Annotated in this window: 14 protein-coding genes; 10 read left to right on the top strand and 4 right to left on the bottom strand. The window is 71.5% G+C overall.

The features are described 5' to 3' along the window. Window positions 1-171 precede the first annotated feature (171 nt). The 6 genes from ACZ39I_RS01130 to ACZ39I_RS01105 all read left to right on the top strand — a co-directional run bounded on the left by ACZ39I_RS01130 (window position 172) and on the right by ACZ39I_RS01105 (window position 6806). On the top strand, window positions 172-1254 hold the full coding sequence (locus tag ACZ39I_RS01130; RefSeq protein ID WP_467241544.1) for an ABC transporter substrate-binding protein: 1083 nt from the start codon (window positions 172-174) through the stop codon (window positions 1252-1254). Beyond that, complete coding sequence (locus ACZ39I_RS01125) at window positions 1251-2093, top strand: ABC transporter permease (RefSeq protein ID WP_393599891.1); 843 nt, start codon at window positions 1251-1253, stop codon at window positions 2091-2093. Before ACZ39I_RS01130 ends, ACZ39I_RS01125 begins: the two co-directional genes overlap by 4 nt. Further along, on the top strand, window positions 2069-2773 hold the full coding sequence (locus ACZ39I_RS01120; protein WP_467241542.1) for an ABC transporter ATP-binding protein: 705 nt from the start codon (window positions 2069-2071) through the stop codon (window positions 2771-2773). The genes ACZ39I_RS01125 and ACZ39I_RS01120 overlap by 25 nt, the downstream gene beginning before the upstream one ends. Window positions 2774-3044: 271 nt before the next feature. Beyond that, the gene (locus ACZ39I_RS01115) at window positions 3045-4397 is read left to right on the top strand and encodes an LLM class flavin-dependent oxidoreductase (RefSeq protein WP_467241541.1); all 1353 of its coding nucleotides are present in this window, start codon (window positions 3045-3047) and stop codon (window positions 4395-4397) included. A gap of 14 nt (window positions 4398-4411) precedes the next feature. Continuing rightward, on the top strand, window positions 4412-5308 hold the full coding sequence (locus ACZ39I_RS01110) for a TauD/TfdA dioxygenase family protein (protein WP_467241539.1): 897 nt from the start codon (window positions 4412-4414) through the stop codon (window positions 5306-5308). 112 nt (window positions 5309-5420) lie between these two features. Then, entirely contained in the window at window positions 5421-6806 is a 1386-nt protein-coding gene (locus ACZ39I_RS01105) for an amino acid permease (RefSeq protein ID WP_467241537.1), read from the top strand. 216 nt (window positions 6807-7022) lie between these two features. On the opposite strand, the gene ACZ39I_RS01100 is transcribed toward ACZ39I_RS01105, so the two are convergent. From ACZ39I_RS01100 to ACZ39I_RS01090, 3 genes are all read right to left on the bottom strand, one after another. Beyond that, window positions 7023-7799, bottom strand: coding sequence for an SAM-dependent methyltransferase (locus tag ACZ39I_RS01100; RefSeq protein ID WP_352383981.1), 777 nt, complete (start codon window positions 7797-7799; stop codon window positions 7023-7025). Between the two features lie 12 nt (window positions 7800-7811). Then, window positions 7812-8441 carry a histidine phosphatase family protein gene (locus ACZ39I_RS01095; protein ID WP_467241535.1) on the bottom strand — a complete coding sequence of 210 codons (630 nt, stop codon included), beginning with the start codon at window positions 8439-8441 and terminating at the stop codon, window positions 7812-7814. A gap of 67 nt (window positions 8442-8508) precedes the next feature. Beyond that, the gene (locus ACZ39I_RS01090; RefSeq protein WP_467243285.1) at window positions 8509-9966 is read right to left on the bottom strand and encodes an FGGY-family carbohydrate kinase; all 1458 of its coding nucleotides are present in this window, start codon (window positions 9964-9966) and stop codon (window positions 8509-8511) included. Between the two features lie 97 nt (window positions 9967-10063). Between ACZ39I_RS01090 and ACZ39I_RS01085 the strand changes: the two genes are divergently transcribed. From ACZ39I_RS01085 to ACZ39I_RS01075, 3 genes are all read left to right on the top strand, one after another. Then, on the top strand, window positions 10064-11107 hold the full coding sequence (locus tag ACZ39I_RS01085; protein ID WP_467241533.1) for a 2-hydroxyacid dehydrogenase: 1044 nt from the start codon (window positions 10064-10066) through the stop codon (window positions 11105-11107). A gap of 18 nt (window positions 11108-11125) precedes the next feature. Further along, window positions 11126-12550 (top strand): FGGY family carbohydrate kinase, encoded by a 1425-nt coding sequence (locus ACZ39I_RS01080; protein ID WP_467241531.1) that lies wholly within the window; start codon window positions 11126-11128, stop codon window positions 12548-12550. 452 nt (window positions 12551-13002) lie between these two features. Next, window positions 13003-13209, top strand: a complete 207-nt coding sequence (locus tag ACZ39I_RS01075) for a hypothetical protein (protein ID WP_467241529.1) — start codon at window positions 13003-13005, stop codon at window positions 13207-13209. Here ACZ39I_RS01075 and ACZ39I_RS01070 read toward each other — a convergent pair whose 3' ends face one another. Then, the gene (locus ACZ39I_RS01070; RefSeq protein ID WP_467241527.1) at window positions 13210-13872 is read right to left on the bottom strand and encodes a mycothiol-dependent nitroreductase Rv2466c family protein; all 663 of its coding nucleotides are present in this window, start codon (window positions 13870-13872) and stop codon (window positions 13210-13212) included. It abuts the gene before it with no gap. Between the two features lie 136 nt (window positions 13873-14008). Between ACZ39I_RS01070 and pepN the strand changes: the two genes are divergently transcribed. Next, the gene (gene pepN, locus ACZ39I_RS01065; RefSeq protein ID WP_467241525.1) at window positions 14009-16606 is read left to right on the top strand and encodes an aminopeptidase N; all 2598 of its coding nucleotides are present in this window, start codon (window positions 14009-14011) and stop codon (window positions 16604-16606) included. The last annotated feature ends 79 nt before the right edge of the window (window positions 16607-16685 follow it).

Below are 16685 nucleotides of genomic sequence, written 5' to 3'. Positions count from 1 at the left end.
TCCGAATGTTGACAGGGGCTCCTTGTGGACGCGAACATCCTGTTCATGAGCCCGCACCTGTACTGTCGCGCCCTTTGTTGCTGACACGTTACCCCGCGTGACGCGCTCATTTCCCCTGCATGAACTCATTTCTCTGTGACTTTCTCATGCACTGATTCAGGGAGCCTTCCCATGCCCTTTTCCCGCACGTCCGGAATCAGCACGTCCGGAATCGACCGGCGGCTGTTCCTCACCTCGGTCCTCGGCGCCGCGGCCGGTGTCGCCGGCCTCAGCGGCTGTGCCGACAGCAGTGCCGCCGCCGACAGCCAGGACGCCCTGTCCGCCCCGCTCGCCGCCAAGGTCCCGGCCGGCACGAGCCTGAAGATCGCCTCGTACTCCGGCACCCAGCAACTACAGCTGAAACTCGGCAAGTTGGGCGCTCCTCCGTTCAAGGTGAGCACCTGGGCCAATATCAGCGCCGGCCCCGACGTCATCAACGCCTTCCGTTCCGGCTCCCTCGACGTCGCCAACAACGCGGGAATCCCGCCGATCCAGGCGCACTTCCAGGGCTACGACGCGAAGATCGTCGCGATCAACATCACCCGTAAGCCGAACTACCTCTTCGCCACCAAGCCCGGCAGCGACATCCGCTCGGTCGAGGACTTCAAGGGCAGGAAGCTGGCCTTCTCGCAGGGTCAGGCCCAAGGGGTGGTCCTGCTGCGGGCGTTGAAGAAGGCGGGGCTCGCCTACGACGAGGTCAAGCTCGTCCCGCTCACCAGCAACCAGTTCTTCACGGCCCTGCAGTCCGGCCAGGTGGACGTGGCGCCGCTGCCCAACAGCCAGTCGCCCGCCTACTTCCAGCAGTACGAGCGCAAGGGCGCCCGCGCCATCACCACCGACGTGGTCGACCTGCTCAACCTGCTGTGGGCGCCGGCCTCCGTGCTGAGCGACCCCGCGAAGGCCGCCGCGGTCGCCGCCTACATCCCGTACTGGGCCAAGGGCCAGGTGTGGACGTACGAGAACCCCGACATCTGGAACGAGGAGTTCTACGTCAAGACGCAGAACCTGACCCTCGCCCAGGCGAAGGCCGTCACCGCGCTCGCCAACAAGCCTCTGTTCCCGCCGAGTTGGGACGAGGCGATCAAGTGGGAGCAGGAGACCGCGGATCTGCTGGCGGAGGGCGGCTTCGTGAAGAAGTTCGATGTGGGCGGCCTCTTCGACCACCGCTTCGAGGGCATCGCCGCGAAGGCCGTGGCCGCGGAGTACCGGAGGTGAGCGCCGTGACCACCGTGACCGCTGCGGCCGTGGTCGCCCCGGACGCTCCCCAGGTCCGCAGGCGCCGCCGGCTCTCCCCCGGCAAGCGCCTGCCCGCCGCCCGGCTCGTCGGCCCGGTTCTCCTCCTCGCGCTGTGGGCCGCGGCCTCCGCCGCCGGGCGGCTCGACCCGGCCGCGGTCCCCGCACCCTGGACCGTGGTCAGGACCGGCGTCCATCTGTGGACCGCCGGGACCCTGCCCACCGACATGCTGACCTCGCTCCAGCGGGCCGCGTCCGGCTTCGCCATCGGTCTGGCCGCCGGTGTCCTGCTGGCCCTGGCCGCCGGGCTCAGCCGGGTCGGTGAGGCGCTGATCGACGGGACGGTCAACCTCAACCGGGCGATTCCGACCCTGGGCCTGATCCCGCTGTTCATCCTCTGGCTGGGCATCGGCGAGTCCTTCAAGGTCGCGATCATCGCGATCGTCGTCTACATCCCGATCTATCTGAACACCCATGCCGCACTGGCCGGCATCGACCACCGCTTCGTCGAACTCGCCGAGGTGCAGGGGCTGTCGAGGTTCGCGTTCGTGCGGCAGATCGTCATCCCCGGCGCGCTGCCCGGATTCTTCGTGGGACTCCGGCTCGGTGTCACCGGCTCCTGGCTGGGCCTGGTCGTCCTGGAGCAGATCAACGCCACCAGCGGACTCGGCTACATGATGTTCCAGGCCCAGAACTACGGCCAGAGCGATGTGATCCTCGTCGGTCTCGTGGTCTACGGGGTCTTCGGCCTGGTCTCCGACAGCGCGGTCCGTCTCGTCGAACGGAGGGTGCTGTCATGGCGCCGCACACTGAGCAGCTGACCCGGCCGGCCGTACGGATCCGGGGGCTGACCCGGTCGTTCGACGGCCGTACGGTCCTCGACGGCATCGACCTCGACATCCCGGCCGGACAGTTCGTCGCCCTGCTCGGACACAGCGGCTCCGGCAAGAGCACACTGCTGCGGGCGGTGGCGGGGCTGGACCACGAGGTGGTGGGGAGCGGGCAGCTGACGGCCCCCGAGAGGGTGTCCGTGGTGTTCCAGGACTCCCGGCTGCTGCCGTGGCGGCGGGTGCTGGACAACGTCCTGCTGGGGACGGACGGGGAGGAGAGGGGGCGTGAGGCGCTCGCCGAGGTGGGTCTCGCCGGGCGCGAGCGGGCCTGGCCGAACGAGCTGTCCGGCGGCGAGCAACAGCGCGCCGCACTGGCCCGGTCGCTGGTCAGGGAGCCGGAACTCCTGCTGGCGGACGAGCCGTTCGGGGCGCTGGACGCGTTGACCCGGATCAGGATGCACGCGCTGCTGCGGGAGCTGTGGAAGCGGCATCAGCCGTCGGTGCTGCTGGTGACGCACGACGTGGACGAGGCGATCGCGCTGGCCGACCGGGTGCTGGTCCTGGAGGAGGGACGGATCGGCCTCGACGAGACCATCGACCGGGCCCGGCCCCGGGAGGAGTACCGGGCGCGGCTGCTGACGGCGCTGGGAGTGACCGCAGACGTCAGGTGACCGTCCCTGGGGCGGCCCCCCAGACCCCACCGGCCGTCAAGAACCTCAACCTCGCACGCCGAAGTCGTACCGCGGGCACCACCCCGGCCGACCAGGGCACGGAGCTCACCGCGCCGGGAGCGACCGCAGACGCCGGGTGACCGTCCCTGGGGGCTGCGCCCCCAGACCCCCATCGGCCCTGAAGGGGCCTCGTCCTCAAACGCCGGACGGGCTGAGCGCAGCCGACCGGTACCCGAAGCCACTCCCCCCGAGCACGCCGTAAAGGACCCCCATGCCCCGCCACCTCCACCTCAACGCCTTCCTCATGAACACCGGCCACCACGAAGCCTCCTGGCGGCTGCCCGAGAGCGATCCCTTCGCGCACGTCTCGCTCGACCACTACGTCCGCCTCGCCCGGATCGCGGAGCGCGGGACCTTCGACTCGCTCTTCCTCGCCGACGGGCCGCAGTTGTGGAGCAACCTCGCCCAGCGGCCCGCCGGTGCGCTGGAGCCGCTCACGCTGCTGACCGCGCTGGCGACGGCCACCGAGCACATCGGACTGATCGCGACCGCCTCCACGTCCTACAACTCGCCCTACAACCTGGCCCGTAAGTTCGCCTCGCTGGACATCATCAGCGGTGGCCGGGCCGGCTGGAACATCGTGACCACCGCCGGCGCGGAGGCCGCCCGCAATTTCGGCCTGGCCGCGGAACCCGCACACGCCGAGCGGTACGCCAGAGCCTCCGAGTTCCTCGACGTGGCCCTCAAGCTCTGGGACAGCTGGGAGGACGACGCGATCCTCGGCGACAAGGCGGCCGGCGTCTGGGGCGACGACGCGAAGATCCACCCGCCCCGCCACCGGGGGACGTACTTCAGCGTCGAGGGCGCCCTCAACGTGCCCCGCACACCCCAGGGTTACCCCCTGCTCGTGCAGGCCGGTTCCAGCGAGGACGGCAAGGAGTTCGCGTCCCGGTACGCGGAGGCCGTGTTCACCGCCCAGCAGACCATCGAGGACGCGCGGGCTTTCTACGCCGACCTCAAGTCCCGTACGGCGGCGGCCGGTCGGGACCCCGAGCACATCAAGGTGCTGCCAGGCATCGTCCCCGTCTTCGGCGCCACGGAGGCCGAGGCGCTCGCGAAGGAACAGGAGCTGGAGGACCACATCGTGCACCGGCACGGCGTGGCCAACCTGGAGCGGCTGCTGCAACTCCCCGCGGGCAGCCTGGAGTTGGACAGGCAGCTCCCGTCCGACCTGCCGCCCGAGTCGGCCGTCGAGGGTGCCAAGAGCCGGTACACGCTCGTCGTGGAGCTGGCCCGGCGCGACCGCCTCACCGTGCGGCAGCTGATCGGCAGGCTCGGCGGCGGCCGCGGCCACCTCACCTTCGCCGGCACGCCCGAGCAGGTCGCCGACGCCATCGAGACCTGGTTCACGCAGGGCGCCGCCGACGGCTTCAACATCATGCCCGCGGTGCTCCCCTCGGGACTCGACACCTTCGTCGACCACGTCGTCCCGATCCTGCGCACCCGCGGCCTGCTGCGTACCGAGTACGGACCGCGCCGGACCCTGCGGGAGCGCTACGGCCTCCCCCGCCCCGCCAACCAGCACGTCCAGCCCGTCCAGCCCGTCCAGCCCGTCCACGCCTAGGAAGGACCCCTCTCATGTCCGGTATCGAGATCCGCAAGGTCACCGCGAACATCGGCGCCCATGTGGCCGGTGTCGACCTCTCCAAGCCTCTGGACGAGGACACGACCACCGCGCTGCGCGACGCCCTCAACATCCACAAGGCGCTGGTCTTCAGCGACGTGAACCTCGACGACGAGGGCCAGCAGGCCTTCGCCCGGCACTTCGGCGAACTCACCACCGCCCACCCGACCGTGCCGGCCGTCGACGGCACCTCGAACGTCCTGCCCGTCGACAGCGAGGGCGGCCGGGCCGCCAACCACTGGCACACCGACGTCACCTTCGTCCTCAACCCGCCCCAGGCCAGCACCCTGCGCAGCCTGACGATCCCGCCGTACGGCGGCGAGACCCTGATCGCCAACTCGGCGGCCGCGTACCGGGATCTGCCGCAGCCGCTCAGGCGCCTCGCCGACGACCTGTGGGCCGAGCACACCAACGACTACGACTACGCCGTACCGGAGGAGAGCCTGGACGAGGAACAGGCCGCGCGGCGCGCCCAGTTCACGTCGATCAAGTACCGCACGGTCCACCCGGTGATCCGGGTGCACCCGCTGACCGGTGAACGCGGGCTGTTCATCGGCGGGTTCGCGCAGCGGATCGTGGGGCTGTCGACGGGTGAGTCCCGCAAGCTGCTCGAGATCCTCCAGTCGTACGTGACCCGCCCGGAGAACCTGCTGCGCCACCGCTGGTCGGAGAACCAGCTGGTGCTGTTCGACAACCGCATCACCCAGCACTACGCCGTCGACAACTACGACGGTCTGCCGCGCCGGCTGCACCGGGTGACGGTCGCCGGGGACGTCCCGGTGGGCATCGAGGGCAAGGAGAGCTACTCGATCGAGGGCGACGCCTCGCACTACACGGTCGTAGCCGCGTAGTCACAGCCGGTGCCGGACCGGTCCGCATCGTGGGCGGTCTCCCCTTTGACCAGGGAAGACCGCCCACACTGTGGGCGTTTTTGCCGTCTCACGCACTGGACGAACCGCGCCCATGCCCAGCACCACCGTCAGGACCCCACAAGAGTCCGACGCTCCCCTCTCCCACGGCCTCAAGCAGCGCCACCTGTCGATGATCGCTCTCGGCGGGGTGATCGGCGCCGGACTGTTCGTCGGCTCCGGGGCGGGGATCGCCGCCGCCGGACCGTCGATCGTCCTCGCCTACACGCTCTCCGGCCTCCTCGTGATGCTGGTCATGCGGATGCTCGGCGAGATGTCGGCCGCGTATCCGTCCTCCGGTTCCTTCTCCGCGCACGCCGAACGGGCGATCGGTCCCTGGGCCGGCTTCACCGCCGGGTGGTCGTTCTGGGTGCTGCTGTGCACGGCCGTGGGCCTGCAGGGCATCGGCGCCGCGAAGATCGTGACCGGCTGGCTGCCGGGGACCCCGGAATGGGCCTGGGTGGCCCTGTTCATGCTGGTCTTCTGCGTCACGAACCTGGCCGCGGTGAAGAACTTCGGCGAGTTCGAGTTCTGGTTCGCGGCCCTGAAGGTCGGCGCGATCGTCCTGTTCCTGGTCCTGGGGGTGCTCGCGATCGCCGGCCTCCTGCCGGGCACGGCCGCCCCGGGCACCGCGAACCTCACCGGCCACGGGGGCTTCTTCCCGGGCGGCGGCGAGGGCCTGGTCGTCGGCCTCCTCGCCTCCGTCTTCGCGTACGGCGGTCTGGAGACGGTCACCATCGCGGCCGCCGAGTCCGAGGACCCGGTGCGGGGCGTGGCGGGCGCGGTCCGTACGGCGATGTGGCGTATCGCGCTGTTCTACGTCGGCTCGATGGCGGTCATCGTCACCCTGGTCCCCTGGGACGCGAAGGCGGTCGTGGAGAAGGGCCCGTACGTCGCCGCCCTCGACGAACTGGGCATCCCGGGAGCGGGCCCGCTCATGAACGTCGTCGTCCTGGTCGCCCTCCTCTCCGCGATGAACGCCAACGTCTACGGCTCCTCGCGCATCGCCTACTCCCTGGTCGAGCGGGGCATGGGACCCGGGTTCCTCGGCCGTGTCCGCGGCGGTGTGCCGCGCGCCGCGGTCCTCGCCTCCAGCATGTTCGGCTTCGGCTGCGTGGTGCTGAGCTACTGGCGCCCCGACGACGTCTTCTCCTGGCTCCTCAACATGATCGGGGCGGTCGTCCTGGTCGTCTGGGGCTTCGTCGCCGTCTCCCAACTGCGGCTGCGCCGCGCCCTGGAGCGCGAGACCCCCGGGAACCTGACGGTCCGGATGTGGGGCTTCCCGTATCTGACGTGGGTCGCCCTGGCCGGCATGGCGGCGATCCTGGTCCTGATGGCCGGCGAACCGGACACCCGCGTACAGCTGTACGGGACGGGCGGCATGACCCTGGTCCTGGCGGCCGCGGGATACGCCTGGCAGAGGGCGCGCGCCGAGGCCTGATCCCCACGCGCCCCGGAAGACCCCCGGTCCACCTGCGGGGGTCTTTTTGTTGCTAGCGTGTAGTTGCAAGCTCTTTGCAACAAGAGGGGCCGTCCTGTGCTGACCGGCCCGCACCGAAGCGTCCCGCCTCGTGATCGTCTTCTCAGCCTTCATGCGGCGGGCGGAATGACGGAAGCCCCCGCGAGGACGTGACTCGCGGGGGCTTCCCGGGTCCGGTCAGGCCTTGCGGGCCAGACCGCCGTGCTGGCCGATGGGTGCGGGGACCGTGTCGCCGTCCGGGCGCCACAGCGGGACGGAGACCACGCCCGGGTCCACCAGCTCCAGGCCCTCGAAGAACGCCTCGATCTTGTCGACCGGACGCAGGAAGTACGGCACCGCGCCGGTCTCGTTGTAGGCGTCCTGGGCCTGTTCGTAGTCCGGGTCGGTGCCGCGCGAGCCGTCGTTGACGCAGAGGTAGCTGCCCGAGGGCAGGCCCGCCACCAGCCGGCGGACCAGGTCCCGGGCCAGGTCGTAATCGGCGACGTGGCCCAGCAGGCCGCTGAGGATCAGGGCCGTGGGGCGGGTGAGGTCGAGGGTCCGGGAGGCAGCCTCCAGGATCTTCTCCGGCTCGTAGAGCGTCAGGTCCTCGTACGCCGTCTCGCCCTCCGGTGTGGAGGTCAGCAGGGCGCGGGCGTGGGCGAGGACCAGCGGGTCGTTGTCCACGTAGACGATCTTCGATTCGGGGGCGATGCGCTGGGCGACCTCGTGGGTGTTGTCGACCGTGGGCAGCCCGGTGCCGACGTCCAGGAACTGGCGGACGCCCGCCTCCTCGACCAGGTAGCGGATGCTGCGGCCGAGAAAGGCCCGGCTGCTGCGGGCGATCGTGACAATGCCGGGGAAGACGGCCGTGTAGGCGTCGCCGGCCGCCTCGTCGACGGGGTAGTTGTCCTTGCCGCCGAGCCAGTAGTTCCAGATCCGGGCCGAATGCGGCACCGAGGTGTCGATCTCCGTCATGGGCCTATCGTGCTACGACCGATCCTGTTCGCACGGCACATTGAGGGAGAGAAGTGCGGCGGATCCGTCGTCATGGAGGCGGAGTTCGGTGATCGCCGCGTTGCGCAACCGGGGGAACACTCTGCGGTACTGCCCGAGCGGGATCGACAGCAGCGTGCACAGCACCAGCCGCAGCAGGGTGTTGTGGGCGACGACCAGGACGCGCTCGCCCGGGTGGGCGGCGGCGATGCGGCGCAGGGCCTGCGTGCCCCGGGCGGCGGCGGCCGTCGGATCCTCCGCGCCGGGGAAGGGGTACGCCACCGGGTCCGCACGGTAGGCCTCGGCCGCGTCGGGCACCTCGGCGGCGAACTCCGCGAGGGTACGGCCCTCCACCACCCCGAAGTCGCACTCCCTGAGGCCGGGTTCGCGGTGCGGGGTGACGCCGAGGGCACGGCAGGCCGGGTCGGCGGTGGCGATCGCCCGCGACAGGGGGGACGTCCAGATCGCGTCGGGACGGTGTACGGCGGCCCACCTCCCCAGCGCCTCGGCCTGGGCCCGCCCCTCGTCGGTGAGCCCGATGTCGCTCACGCCCGCGTAACGGTTCTCCGCATGCCAGATGGTCTGCCCGTGCCGGGCCAGCAGCAGTGTCGTGCCCGTGCTCATGGTGTGGTCCCGTCGGTAGGTGCGGCGCCGTCGTGGCTGGTCGTGCCCCGCGGCGGAGCCGCTGATGTCACAGCCCCGCGCCCCTTGGCGGGTGGGAGCACCGGCTGGTGTCCCCGTTCAGTCGGCTGTGCGCGTGCGCCGCCACCGGTGCGGGGAGCCAGCCCCGCTCGGTGAGTTCGTCGACCAGGCGGGCGTACGGCTCGGCGAAGAGGGCCGTGCGGCCGGGGCGCGGGTCCACGACCGTGCGGATGCGGACCATGTGCTCGGCGGCCTCCGCCAAAGGGGTGCCGGTCGTGCCGTGCAGCGCCAACGCGGCCATTCCCAGGGCCGGTTCGGTCTGTTCGGGTACGCGGGCCGGGCGGCCCAGGATGTCGGCGCGGAGCTGGTTCCAGTACGGGCTGCGGGCCGCGCCGCCGGTGAAGGTGAGGGGGCCGTCGAGCGGGGCGCCCAGGTGGTGCAGGTAGTCGAGGCACAGGCGTTCCGCGAACCCGACGCCCTGCAGGAGCCCGGCCCAGCGGTCGGCGTCGTCGGCGGGGGTGCCGAACTGGAACGCGGTGGCGTCCGGGGCGCGGAAGGGGAACCGCTCCCCCCGTGACACCAGCGGGTAGGCCACCGCGCCGGACGGCTCGAACGCGGCCGCGCGCTCGTCCATCGCGGCGGGGTCGGCGTCCGCCGGAAGCGCCCCCGCGCCCACGCTCGACGCCCCGCCGGGCAGCCAGGTGCCGCCCGGCGCACGGTGGTTGTAGACCACGCCGGTCGGGTCCCGGACCGGGTCCGGGGTGGCCCCCTTCAGCACGAGGGTGGTGCCGAGCACCGAGTTCCACGAGCCGTGCCGCAGGGCGCCCGCTGCGATCTGGGCCGCGCAGCCGTCGGTCATCCCGGCGACGACGGGCGTGCCGGCGGGGATGCCGGTCGCCTCCGCGGCGGCCGCGCAGACCTCGCCGAGCCGGGTGCCGGGCAGGACGACCTCGGGTAGGTCCAGGGCGACATCCGGCCATGCACCGCGCTCGACGTCGTAGCCCGTCTTGAGCGCGTGGCTGGAGTCGGTGGGCACCGGCCCGCCGGTCAGGCGCGCGGTGACGACGTCCGGCTGGTGGGTGACCCGGCCCTTCCCATGCGCACCGGCGAGCCACAGCGCCTTCGGCAGCGCCCACGTGTCCTGGACCGCGAGCCCCGCCTCCCGCAGCCCGGCCGCCTCACCCGCCGCGCGCGCGTCGTCGTACATGAGCGCCGGGCTCGTCGGCCGGCCCTCCGCGTCCGTCAGCAGGACCGTCCCCGACGTGCCGCACACCGCGAGGGCGCCGATCCGTACGCCCGTCAGGGTGAGAAGGGCGGAACGGGACGCCGTACGCACCGCCTCCCACCACTGCTCCGGATCCTGCTCGTGCCGCACGCCCTCGCGCCGGCCGCCGAGCGGGGCGGAGCCCTGGCCCAGCACGGTCCCGTCGGCCGTGACCGCCAGCACGCGCACGCTCTGCGTGCCGAGGTCGATCCCCAGCCACGCCGTCTCGTTCTCGTCAGTCATACCGGTCATCGGGACCTCCCACCCGCACGGGGTCTATGCGTACCCGGGATCCGCGGCTCAACATCGTCTCAGTGAAGCGACGACTCGGAGGTCGACGATGACCCAGAGGACCGATCCCGTACGTGTCGTGGCGGCCGGCGACCACTTCGTACTGCCGGGGCTGATCGCCGGGGCCGTCGAGGCCGAACTGGGCGGCATCGCCGCGCAGACGAAGGAGCTGACGCTCGGCTGGCCCCTGGAACCCTTCGGGCCCGTGGCGGAGGTGGTGGAGGCGAGCGACGCCGAGGACGAGCTGATCGAGGCGCTGGACGGCGCGGAGGTCCTCGTCACCCAGATGGGCCCGGTCACCGAGCGGGTGCTGAACGCCGCCGACAGCCTGCGGCTGGTCGTCGTGTGCCGGGGCGGCCCGGTCAACGTGAACCTCGACGCGGCCAAGGCCCGTGACGTACGGGTGTGCTTCGCGCCCGGCCGCAACGCCGCCGCCACCGCCGAGTTCACCGTCGGCATGCTGCTGGCTGCCGTGCGCCGCATCCCGCAGGCCCACGACCTGCTCGCCGGACAGGGCAGTTGGGAGGGCGGCGCCGCCTACTACACGTACGAGCACAGCGGCCTGGAACTGGAGGACCTGCCCGTCGGACTCGTCGGCTACGGCGCCGTCGGCAGCCGGGTCGCGCGCGTGCTGTGCGCCTTCGGTGCCCAGGTCATGGTGTACGACCCCTATGTGCGCGGCGAGATCCACGGCCTGCGCGTGTCCTCCCTCGACCAGCTCCTCACCCGCTCCCGGGCGATCACTCTGCACGCCCGTCTCACCGCCGAGACCCGCGGTCTGATCGGCGCCCGCGAGCTGGCGCTGCTGCCGGAGGGGGCGGTCGTGGTGAACGTGGCCCGCGGCCCGCTGGTCGACGAGTCCGCGCTGTGCGACGCCCTCGAAGCGGGCCGGGTGTCCGCGGCCGCCCTCGACACCTACGAGCACGAACCGCTGCCTCCGGACTCCCGCCTGCGCGCCCTGGCCGACCGGGTCGTGTTGACCCCGCACCTCGGCGGGGCGAGCCGCGCGGTGGCCGAGAAGGCGGCGAGGATCGCGGCGGAGGAGGTGGGCCGCTGGGCGCGGGGGGAGCGGTTGGCGCACTGCTTGACGTGACCTAGGAGGGATTTCTTCATGTACGTCGGTATCGATGTGGGCACGTCCGTCGTCAAGGCCGCCGCCTTCGACGCCGAGGGCCGTCAACTGGCCGTCGAGTCGCGCCCGGTGGAGCTCTCCCTGCACGGCGGGTACGTCGAGCAGGACATGGACGAGGTCTACGACGCCGCCGTCGACGTCCTCGGCACGCTGACCGGGCGGGTGCCGGAGCCGGTGGAGCTGGCCGGGCTGACCGGTCAGGGCGACGGGGTGTGGCTGGTCGACGGGGAAGGGCGGCCGGTGCGGTCGGCGCTGTCCTGGATGGACGGGCGGGCGCACGAACTGCTCGACCAGTGGCTCGCGGACGGCACCTTCGAGACGGTGTTCCGGCGGACCGGCGGCGCGATGTTCCCGGGCTCGCCGGGGCCGTTGCTGGCCTGGCTGGACCGGTACGACCCGAAGTCCCTGGACGCCGCCGCGGCCGCCGTGTACTGCAAGGACATGGTCTTCCAGCGGCTCACGGGGGCGGCGCGGGCGACGACGGACGTGTCGGACGCGTCCATGCCCTTTCTCGACCCGCGGACCCGGACGTACGACAACCGGGTGGTGGAGCTGCTGGGGCTCACCCGCCGCCGGCGGCTGCTCGCGTCCGTCGGGGATCCCATCGCCACGGGCGAGGCGCGGGAGGGGCTGCCGTCCGGGACACGGCTGACGAACGGGCCGTACGACCTGCCGGCCTGCGCGCTGGGCGCGGGGGTGGTGTCGCCGGGGGACGGGCTGCTGATCGTGGGCACGTGTCTCGCCGCGCTGGTCGCCACGACCGAGCTGGACCTGACCGGGGAGCCGGCCGGGCTGTACATCTCCACCGACCGGCCCGGGCACCGGCTGCGGGCGATGCCGGCGATGGTGGGGACGGCGGCGCTGGACTGGGTGCTGTCGACGACCGGCGTCACCCACGCCGAGGTGGACGACCTGCTGGCGGCGACCGCGCCGGGGGCGCACGGGGTCCGGGTGCTGCCGTACTTCGCTCCCTCCGGGGAGCGGGCCCCCTTCGTCGAGCCTCATCTGCGGGCCGAACTCAGCGGTGTCTCCCTGGAGACGACCAAGGCCGACCTGATCCGGGCGACCTGCGAGGGCATCGGCTACGCGGCCCGGCACTGTCTGGAGGCGGCCGGGCTGACGGGGTCGCTCGCGGTGTGCGGCGGAGGCACCCGAAGCCCCGCGTGGATGCAGTTGCTGGCGGACGTGCTGGGGCGGCCGTTGCGGGTCGTCGAGGGCGAAGTGGGGGCCCGTGGAGCGGTGCTGGCGGCAGCAGAGCGTCACGGGGTCTTTCTGGACGCGGGTGCCTGGACCGAACCCACGGCAATCGTCGAGCCGGATCCGGGGCGTTCCGCGTACTACTCCAAGCGGTACGAGGAGCACCTGGGCCGGCTGGAGGAGGCCCGGGGACGAGCGAGGCGGTGACAAGGCGAAAGGGCCCGGAGCGGCCCGTCTCGGCGTGCCGACAACACGAGCAGGCTCCGAGCGGAGGGGGCGCAGACAGTGCGAGCAGGCTCCGAGCAGTCGTATCGCCGGCGCTGCGAGGCGCCTCGAAGAGGCCTGGCGCCGGCGATACGACGAGGCCTGAAGCGGGCTCGGCCCCGGCGACGGGAGGAAGCTCGGAGCAGCCCGGCCCGGCGACACGAAGAAACCCGAAACGTCCCAGGCCCCGGCGACGCGAAGAAACCCGGAGCGAGTCCGGCGCTCGTAACTCAAGGAACTCAGAACCAGGCCGGCCCCGGCGATGCCAAGAGGGTCGGAGCAATGCCCGCCCCGCCGATGGTGCGGTGGGACCGATTCCGGGCTGATGCCTTGGCCCCGCGAGGGTCTGCTCTCGCGGGGTCGAGGCGGTCGGCCTCTGGCCAGTGGAGGGTCACATGCCGAAGATGCCGTGCCCGAACTGCCGCTCGTCCGAGGAGTTCGAACCGCTCAGGGACGAGAAGGAGAGGGCATACGTCCGGGCCAACAAGCCGAAGTGGGCCGGCCTGCACGCGTACTACCGCTGCTCACGCGGGAGCTGCCGGCGATACCAGCGGCGCGGTGACGTGAACGACGGCGGCACCTTCCCCGAGCCGGAGAAGTGATCACAGGTTACTGAAGTCCGGGCCCTTCGTACGCGTGCGCTTGAGCTCGTAGAAGCCCGGTACCGAGGCGACCGCCAGCGTGCCGTCCCACAGCCGCGCCGCGTCCTCGCCCTTGGGGGCCGGGGTGACGACCGGGCCGAAGAAGGCGATCTGCTCGCCGTCCGCACCGGGGACCGCGATCACCGGGGTGCCGACCTCCTGGCCGACCTTCTCGATGCCCTCCTTGTGGGAGGCGCGCAGCTCGGCGTCGAACTCGAAGTCCTCCTGGTCCGCGTAGTCGATGAGGTCGGCCGGCAGGCCCACCTCGTCGAGCGCGGCGGCGATGGCCTCGACGGTCGGCCCCTCGTCCTGGTTGTGGAAGCGGGTGCCGAGCGCGGTGTAGAGCGGGCCGAGGACATCGGCGCCGTGCTTCTGCCAGGCCGCGGTGACCACCCGGACCGGCTTCCACGCCTTGGTCGCCAGCATGTCCCGGTACTCCTCGGGCAGCTGGTCGATCTTGTCCTCGTTGAGCACCGCCAGGCTCATGATGTGCCAGCGCACCTCGATGTCCCGGACCTTCTCCACCTCCAGGACCCAGCGGGAGGTCATCCAGGCCCAGGGGCACAGCGGGTCGAACCAGAAGTCGACGGGGGTCTTGCCGGAGGCGTTCGCGGTGTCGGACATGGGTCTCCTAGAAAAGTGTTCGTTTCAACCCGCAACACCGCTCGTCGCCCACCCCATTCCCGGCTGACCGATGTCAGGAGCACATGGCAGGATCGGGCCTGTCCGCATGCTGAACACACCCGAGGGAGTACCGCCCGTGCCCGGTGAGAATCTGTCCCGTGACGAGGCCCGGGAGCGGGCCGCCCTGCTGTCCGTCGACGGGTACGAGGTGTCCCTCGACCTGCGCTCGGCGGTCGGTGACCAGGCCGGGGACGGTCCGCGCACCTTCCGGTCGGTGACCACGATCCGCTTCCGGTGCAACGAGCCGGGGGCCACGAGCTTCGCGGACCTGGTCGCGCCGAGCGTCACGGCCCTCTCGCTGAACGGCCGGGACCTGGACCCCGGCGAGGTCTTCGACGGCACCCGGATCGCCCTGGAGGACCTGGCCGCCGACAACGAACTGGTCGTCGACGCCCAGTGCGCCTACTCCCGCACCGGCGAGGGCATGCACCGCTTCGTCGACCCCGAGGACGGCGAGGTCTACCTCTACACGCAGTACGAGCCGGCCGACTCCCGCCGCGTCTTCGCCAACTTCGAGCAGCCGGACCTCAAGGCGCCCTTCCGCTTCGAGGTGCGGGCGCCCGAGGGCTGGACGGTGTGGAGCAACGGGCTCGGCTCGCAGAACGACGGTGTCTGGCGGTTCGCGGAGACCAAGCCGATCTCGACGTACATCACGTGCGTGGTGGCGGGCCCGTACCACTACGTGACGGACTCCTACGAGCGCGTCCTCGAGGACGGCACCCGGCTGGAGATCCCCCTCGGCGCCCTGTGCCGCAAGGGGCTCGCCCCCCACTTCGACTCCGACGACGTGTTCCTCGTCACCAAGCAGGGCCTGGACTTCTTCCACGAGCACTTCGACTACCCGTACCCCTTCGGGAAGTACGACCAGGCGTTCGTGCCCGAGTACAACCTCGGCGCGATGGAGAACCCGGGGCTCGTGACCTTCCGCGAGGAGTTCATCTTCCGCGGCAAGGTGACCCAGGCGTCCTACGAGGGCCGGGCCAACGTCATCCTGCACGAGATGGCGCACATGTGGTTCGGCGACCTGGTCACCATGGTGTGGTGGGACGACCTGTGGCTGAAGGAGTCCTTCGCGGACTTCATGGGCACCTTCGCCAACGTCGGCGCGACCCGCTTCACCGACGCCTGGATCACCTTCGCCAACCGCCGCAAGGCCTGGGCCTACCGCGCCGACCAGTTGCCCTCCACGCACCCCATCACCGCCGACATCCGCGACCTCCAGGACGCCAAGCTCAACTTCGACGGCATCACGTACGCCAAGGGCGCCTCCGTACTGAAGCAGCTCGTCGCCTACGTCGGCCAGGACGCGTTCCTGGAGGGCGCGCGGCGCTACTTCAAGCGGCACGCGTACGGCAACACGCGGCTCGGCGATCTGCTGTCCGTGCTGGAGGAGACCAGCGGGCGGGACATGGGCGCGTGGGCGCGGTCCTGGCTCCAGACGGCCGGGGTCAACTCCCTGACTCCCCAGGTGCTGTTGAACGCCGAGGGCCGGGTCGACGAGCTGGCGGTCGTGCAGGAGGCGGCGGAGTCGCACCCGGAGCTGCGGCCGCACCGGGTGGCGGTGGGCCTGTACCGGCGCTCGGGCGGGGGCGCGCTGGAGCGGTACGCGCGCGCCGAGGTGGACGTCGACGGCCCGCGTACGGTCGTGGCGGAGCTGGCCGGTGCCGAGGCGCCGGAGCTCGTGCTGGTCAACGACGACGACCTGACGTACTGCAAGACCCGCTTCGACGCGGGCTCCCTGGAGACCCTGAAGGCGGGCCTCGGTGACCTCACCGACCCGCTCGCCCGCGCCCTGTGCTGGTCGGCGCTGTGGAACATGACCCGGGACGCGCTGCTGCCCGCGCGGGACTTCGTGGAGCTGGTGACGCGGTTCGCGGGGCGCGAGTCGGACATCGGGGTGCTGCAGATGCTGCATGCCTGGGCCGACGGTGCGGTCACGCACTACGCGGCCCCCGACTGGCGTCCGCGCGGCGCGGCACTGCTCGCCGAATGTGCCGAGCGCGAGCTGCTGGAGCGGGCCGAGCCGGGCAGCGAGCGCCAGCTGGCGTGGGCGCGCTTCTTCGCCCGCACGGCCGAGGACCCGGGCGGCTTCGACATGTTGCAGGGGCTGCTTGACGGCACGACGACCGTGCCGGGTCTGAAGGTCGACCAGGAGCTGCGGTGGGCGTTCCTGGAGCCGCTCGTCGTGCACGGGTTCGCCGACGAGAAGGCGCTGGAGGCCGAACTGGCCCGGGACGACACCGCGTCCGGCAAGCGCCATCAGGTGCGCTGCCTGGCCGCGCGTCCGTCGGCGGCGGTGAAGGCACAGGGCTGGGCGCAGATCGTGGAGTCGGACGCGCTGTCCAACGCGCTGGCCGAGGCGACGATCGCGGGCTGGCGGCAGCCGGCCCAGCGGGAGCTGCTCGCGCCTTACACGGAGAAGTACTTCGCGGTGCTCGAGCGGATCTGGCAGGACCGCTCGATCCAGATCGCGGTGAACGTCGTCTCCGGGCTGTTCCCCTCCCTCCAGGACTCGCAGGCGACGCTGGACGCGGCCGATGCATGGCTGGCGGCGCACGAGGACGCGGCGCCGGCGCTGCGCAGGCTGGTGCTGGAGGGGCGGGACGATCTGGCGCGGGCGCTGCGGGGGCAGGCGTGCGACGCGCAGGCCGTCAACCCCGTCAACCACGCGTGACCTTTGGCCTGAGCTTGGGCGCCCGGTAGCCGTTACGAAATACGGTCAATAGGAGCCGTAACCCCTGGTCCCACCCGAA

The organism is Streptomyces sp. NPDC024687, from assembly GCF_055559055.1.
This window is presented reverse-complemented; position numbering and strand designations above follow the sequence as displayed.

Coding starts and splice junctions, on each gene's coding strand:
- ACZ39I_RS01130 (WP_467241544.1), top strand. CDS start 172: ATGCCCTTTTCCCGCACGTCCGGAATCAGCACGTCCGGAATCGACCGG.
- ACZ39I_RS01120 (WP_467241542.1), top strand. CDS start 2,069: ATGGCGCCGCACACTGAGCAGCTGACCCGGCCGGCCGTACGGATCCGG.
- ACZ39I_RS01115 (WP_467241541.1), top strand. CDS start 3,045: ATGCCCCGCCACCTCCACCTCAACGCCTTCCTCATGAACACCGGCCAC.
- ACZ39I_RS01110 (WP_467241539.1), top strand. CDS start 4,412: ATGTCCGGTATCGAGATCCGCAAGGTCACCGCGAACATCGGCGCCCAT.
- ACZ39I_RS01105 (WP_467241537.1), top strand. CDS start 5,421: ATGCCCAGCACCACCGTCAGGACCCCACAAGAGTCCGACGCTCCCCTC.
- ACZ39I_RS01100 (WP_352383981.1), bottom strand. CDS start 7,799: ATGACGGAGATCGACACCTCGGTGCCGCATTCGGCCCGGATCTGGAAC.
- ACZ39I_RS01095 (WP_467241535.1), bottom strand. CDS start 8,441: ATGAGCACGGGCACGACACTGCTGCTGGCCCGGCACGGGCAGACCATC.
- ACZ39I_RS01090 (WP_467243285.1), bottom strand. CDS start 9,966: ATGACTGACGAGAACGAGACGGCGTGGCTGGGGATCGACCTCGGCACG.
- ACZ39I_RS01085 (WP_467241533.1), top strand. CDS start 10,064: ATGACCCAGAGGACCGATCCCGTACGTGTCGTGGCGGCCGGCGACCAC.
- ACZ39I_RS01080 (WP_467241531.1), top strand. CDS start 11,126: ATGTACGTCGGTATCGATGTGGGCACGTCCGTCGTCAAGGCCGCCGCC.
- ACZ39I_RS01075 (WP_467241529.1), top strand. CDS start 13,003: ATGCCGAAGATGCCGTGCCCGAACTGCCGCTCGTCCGAGGAGTTCGAA.
- ACZ39I_RS01070 (WP_467241527.1), bottom strand. CDS start 13,872: ATGTCCGACACCGCGAACGCCTCCGGCAAGACCCCCGTCGACTTCTGG.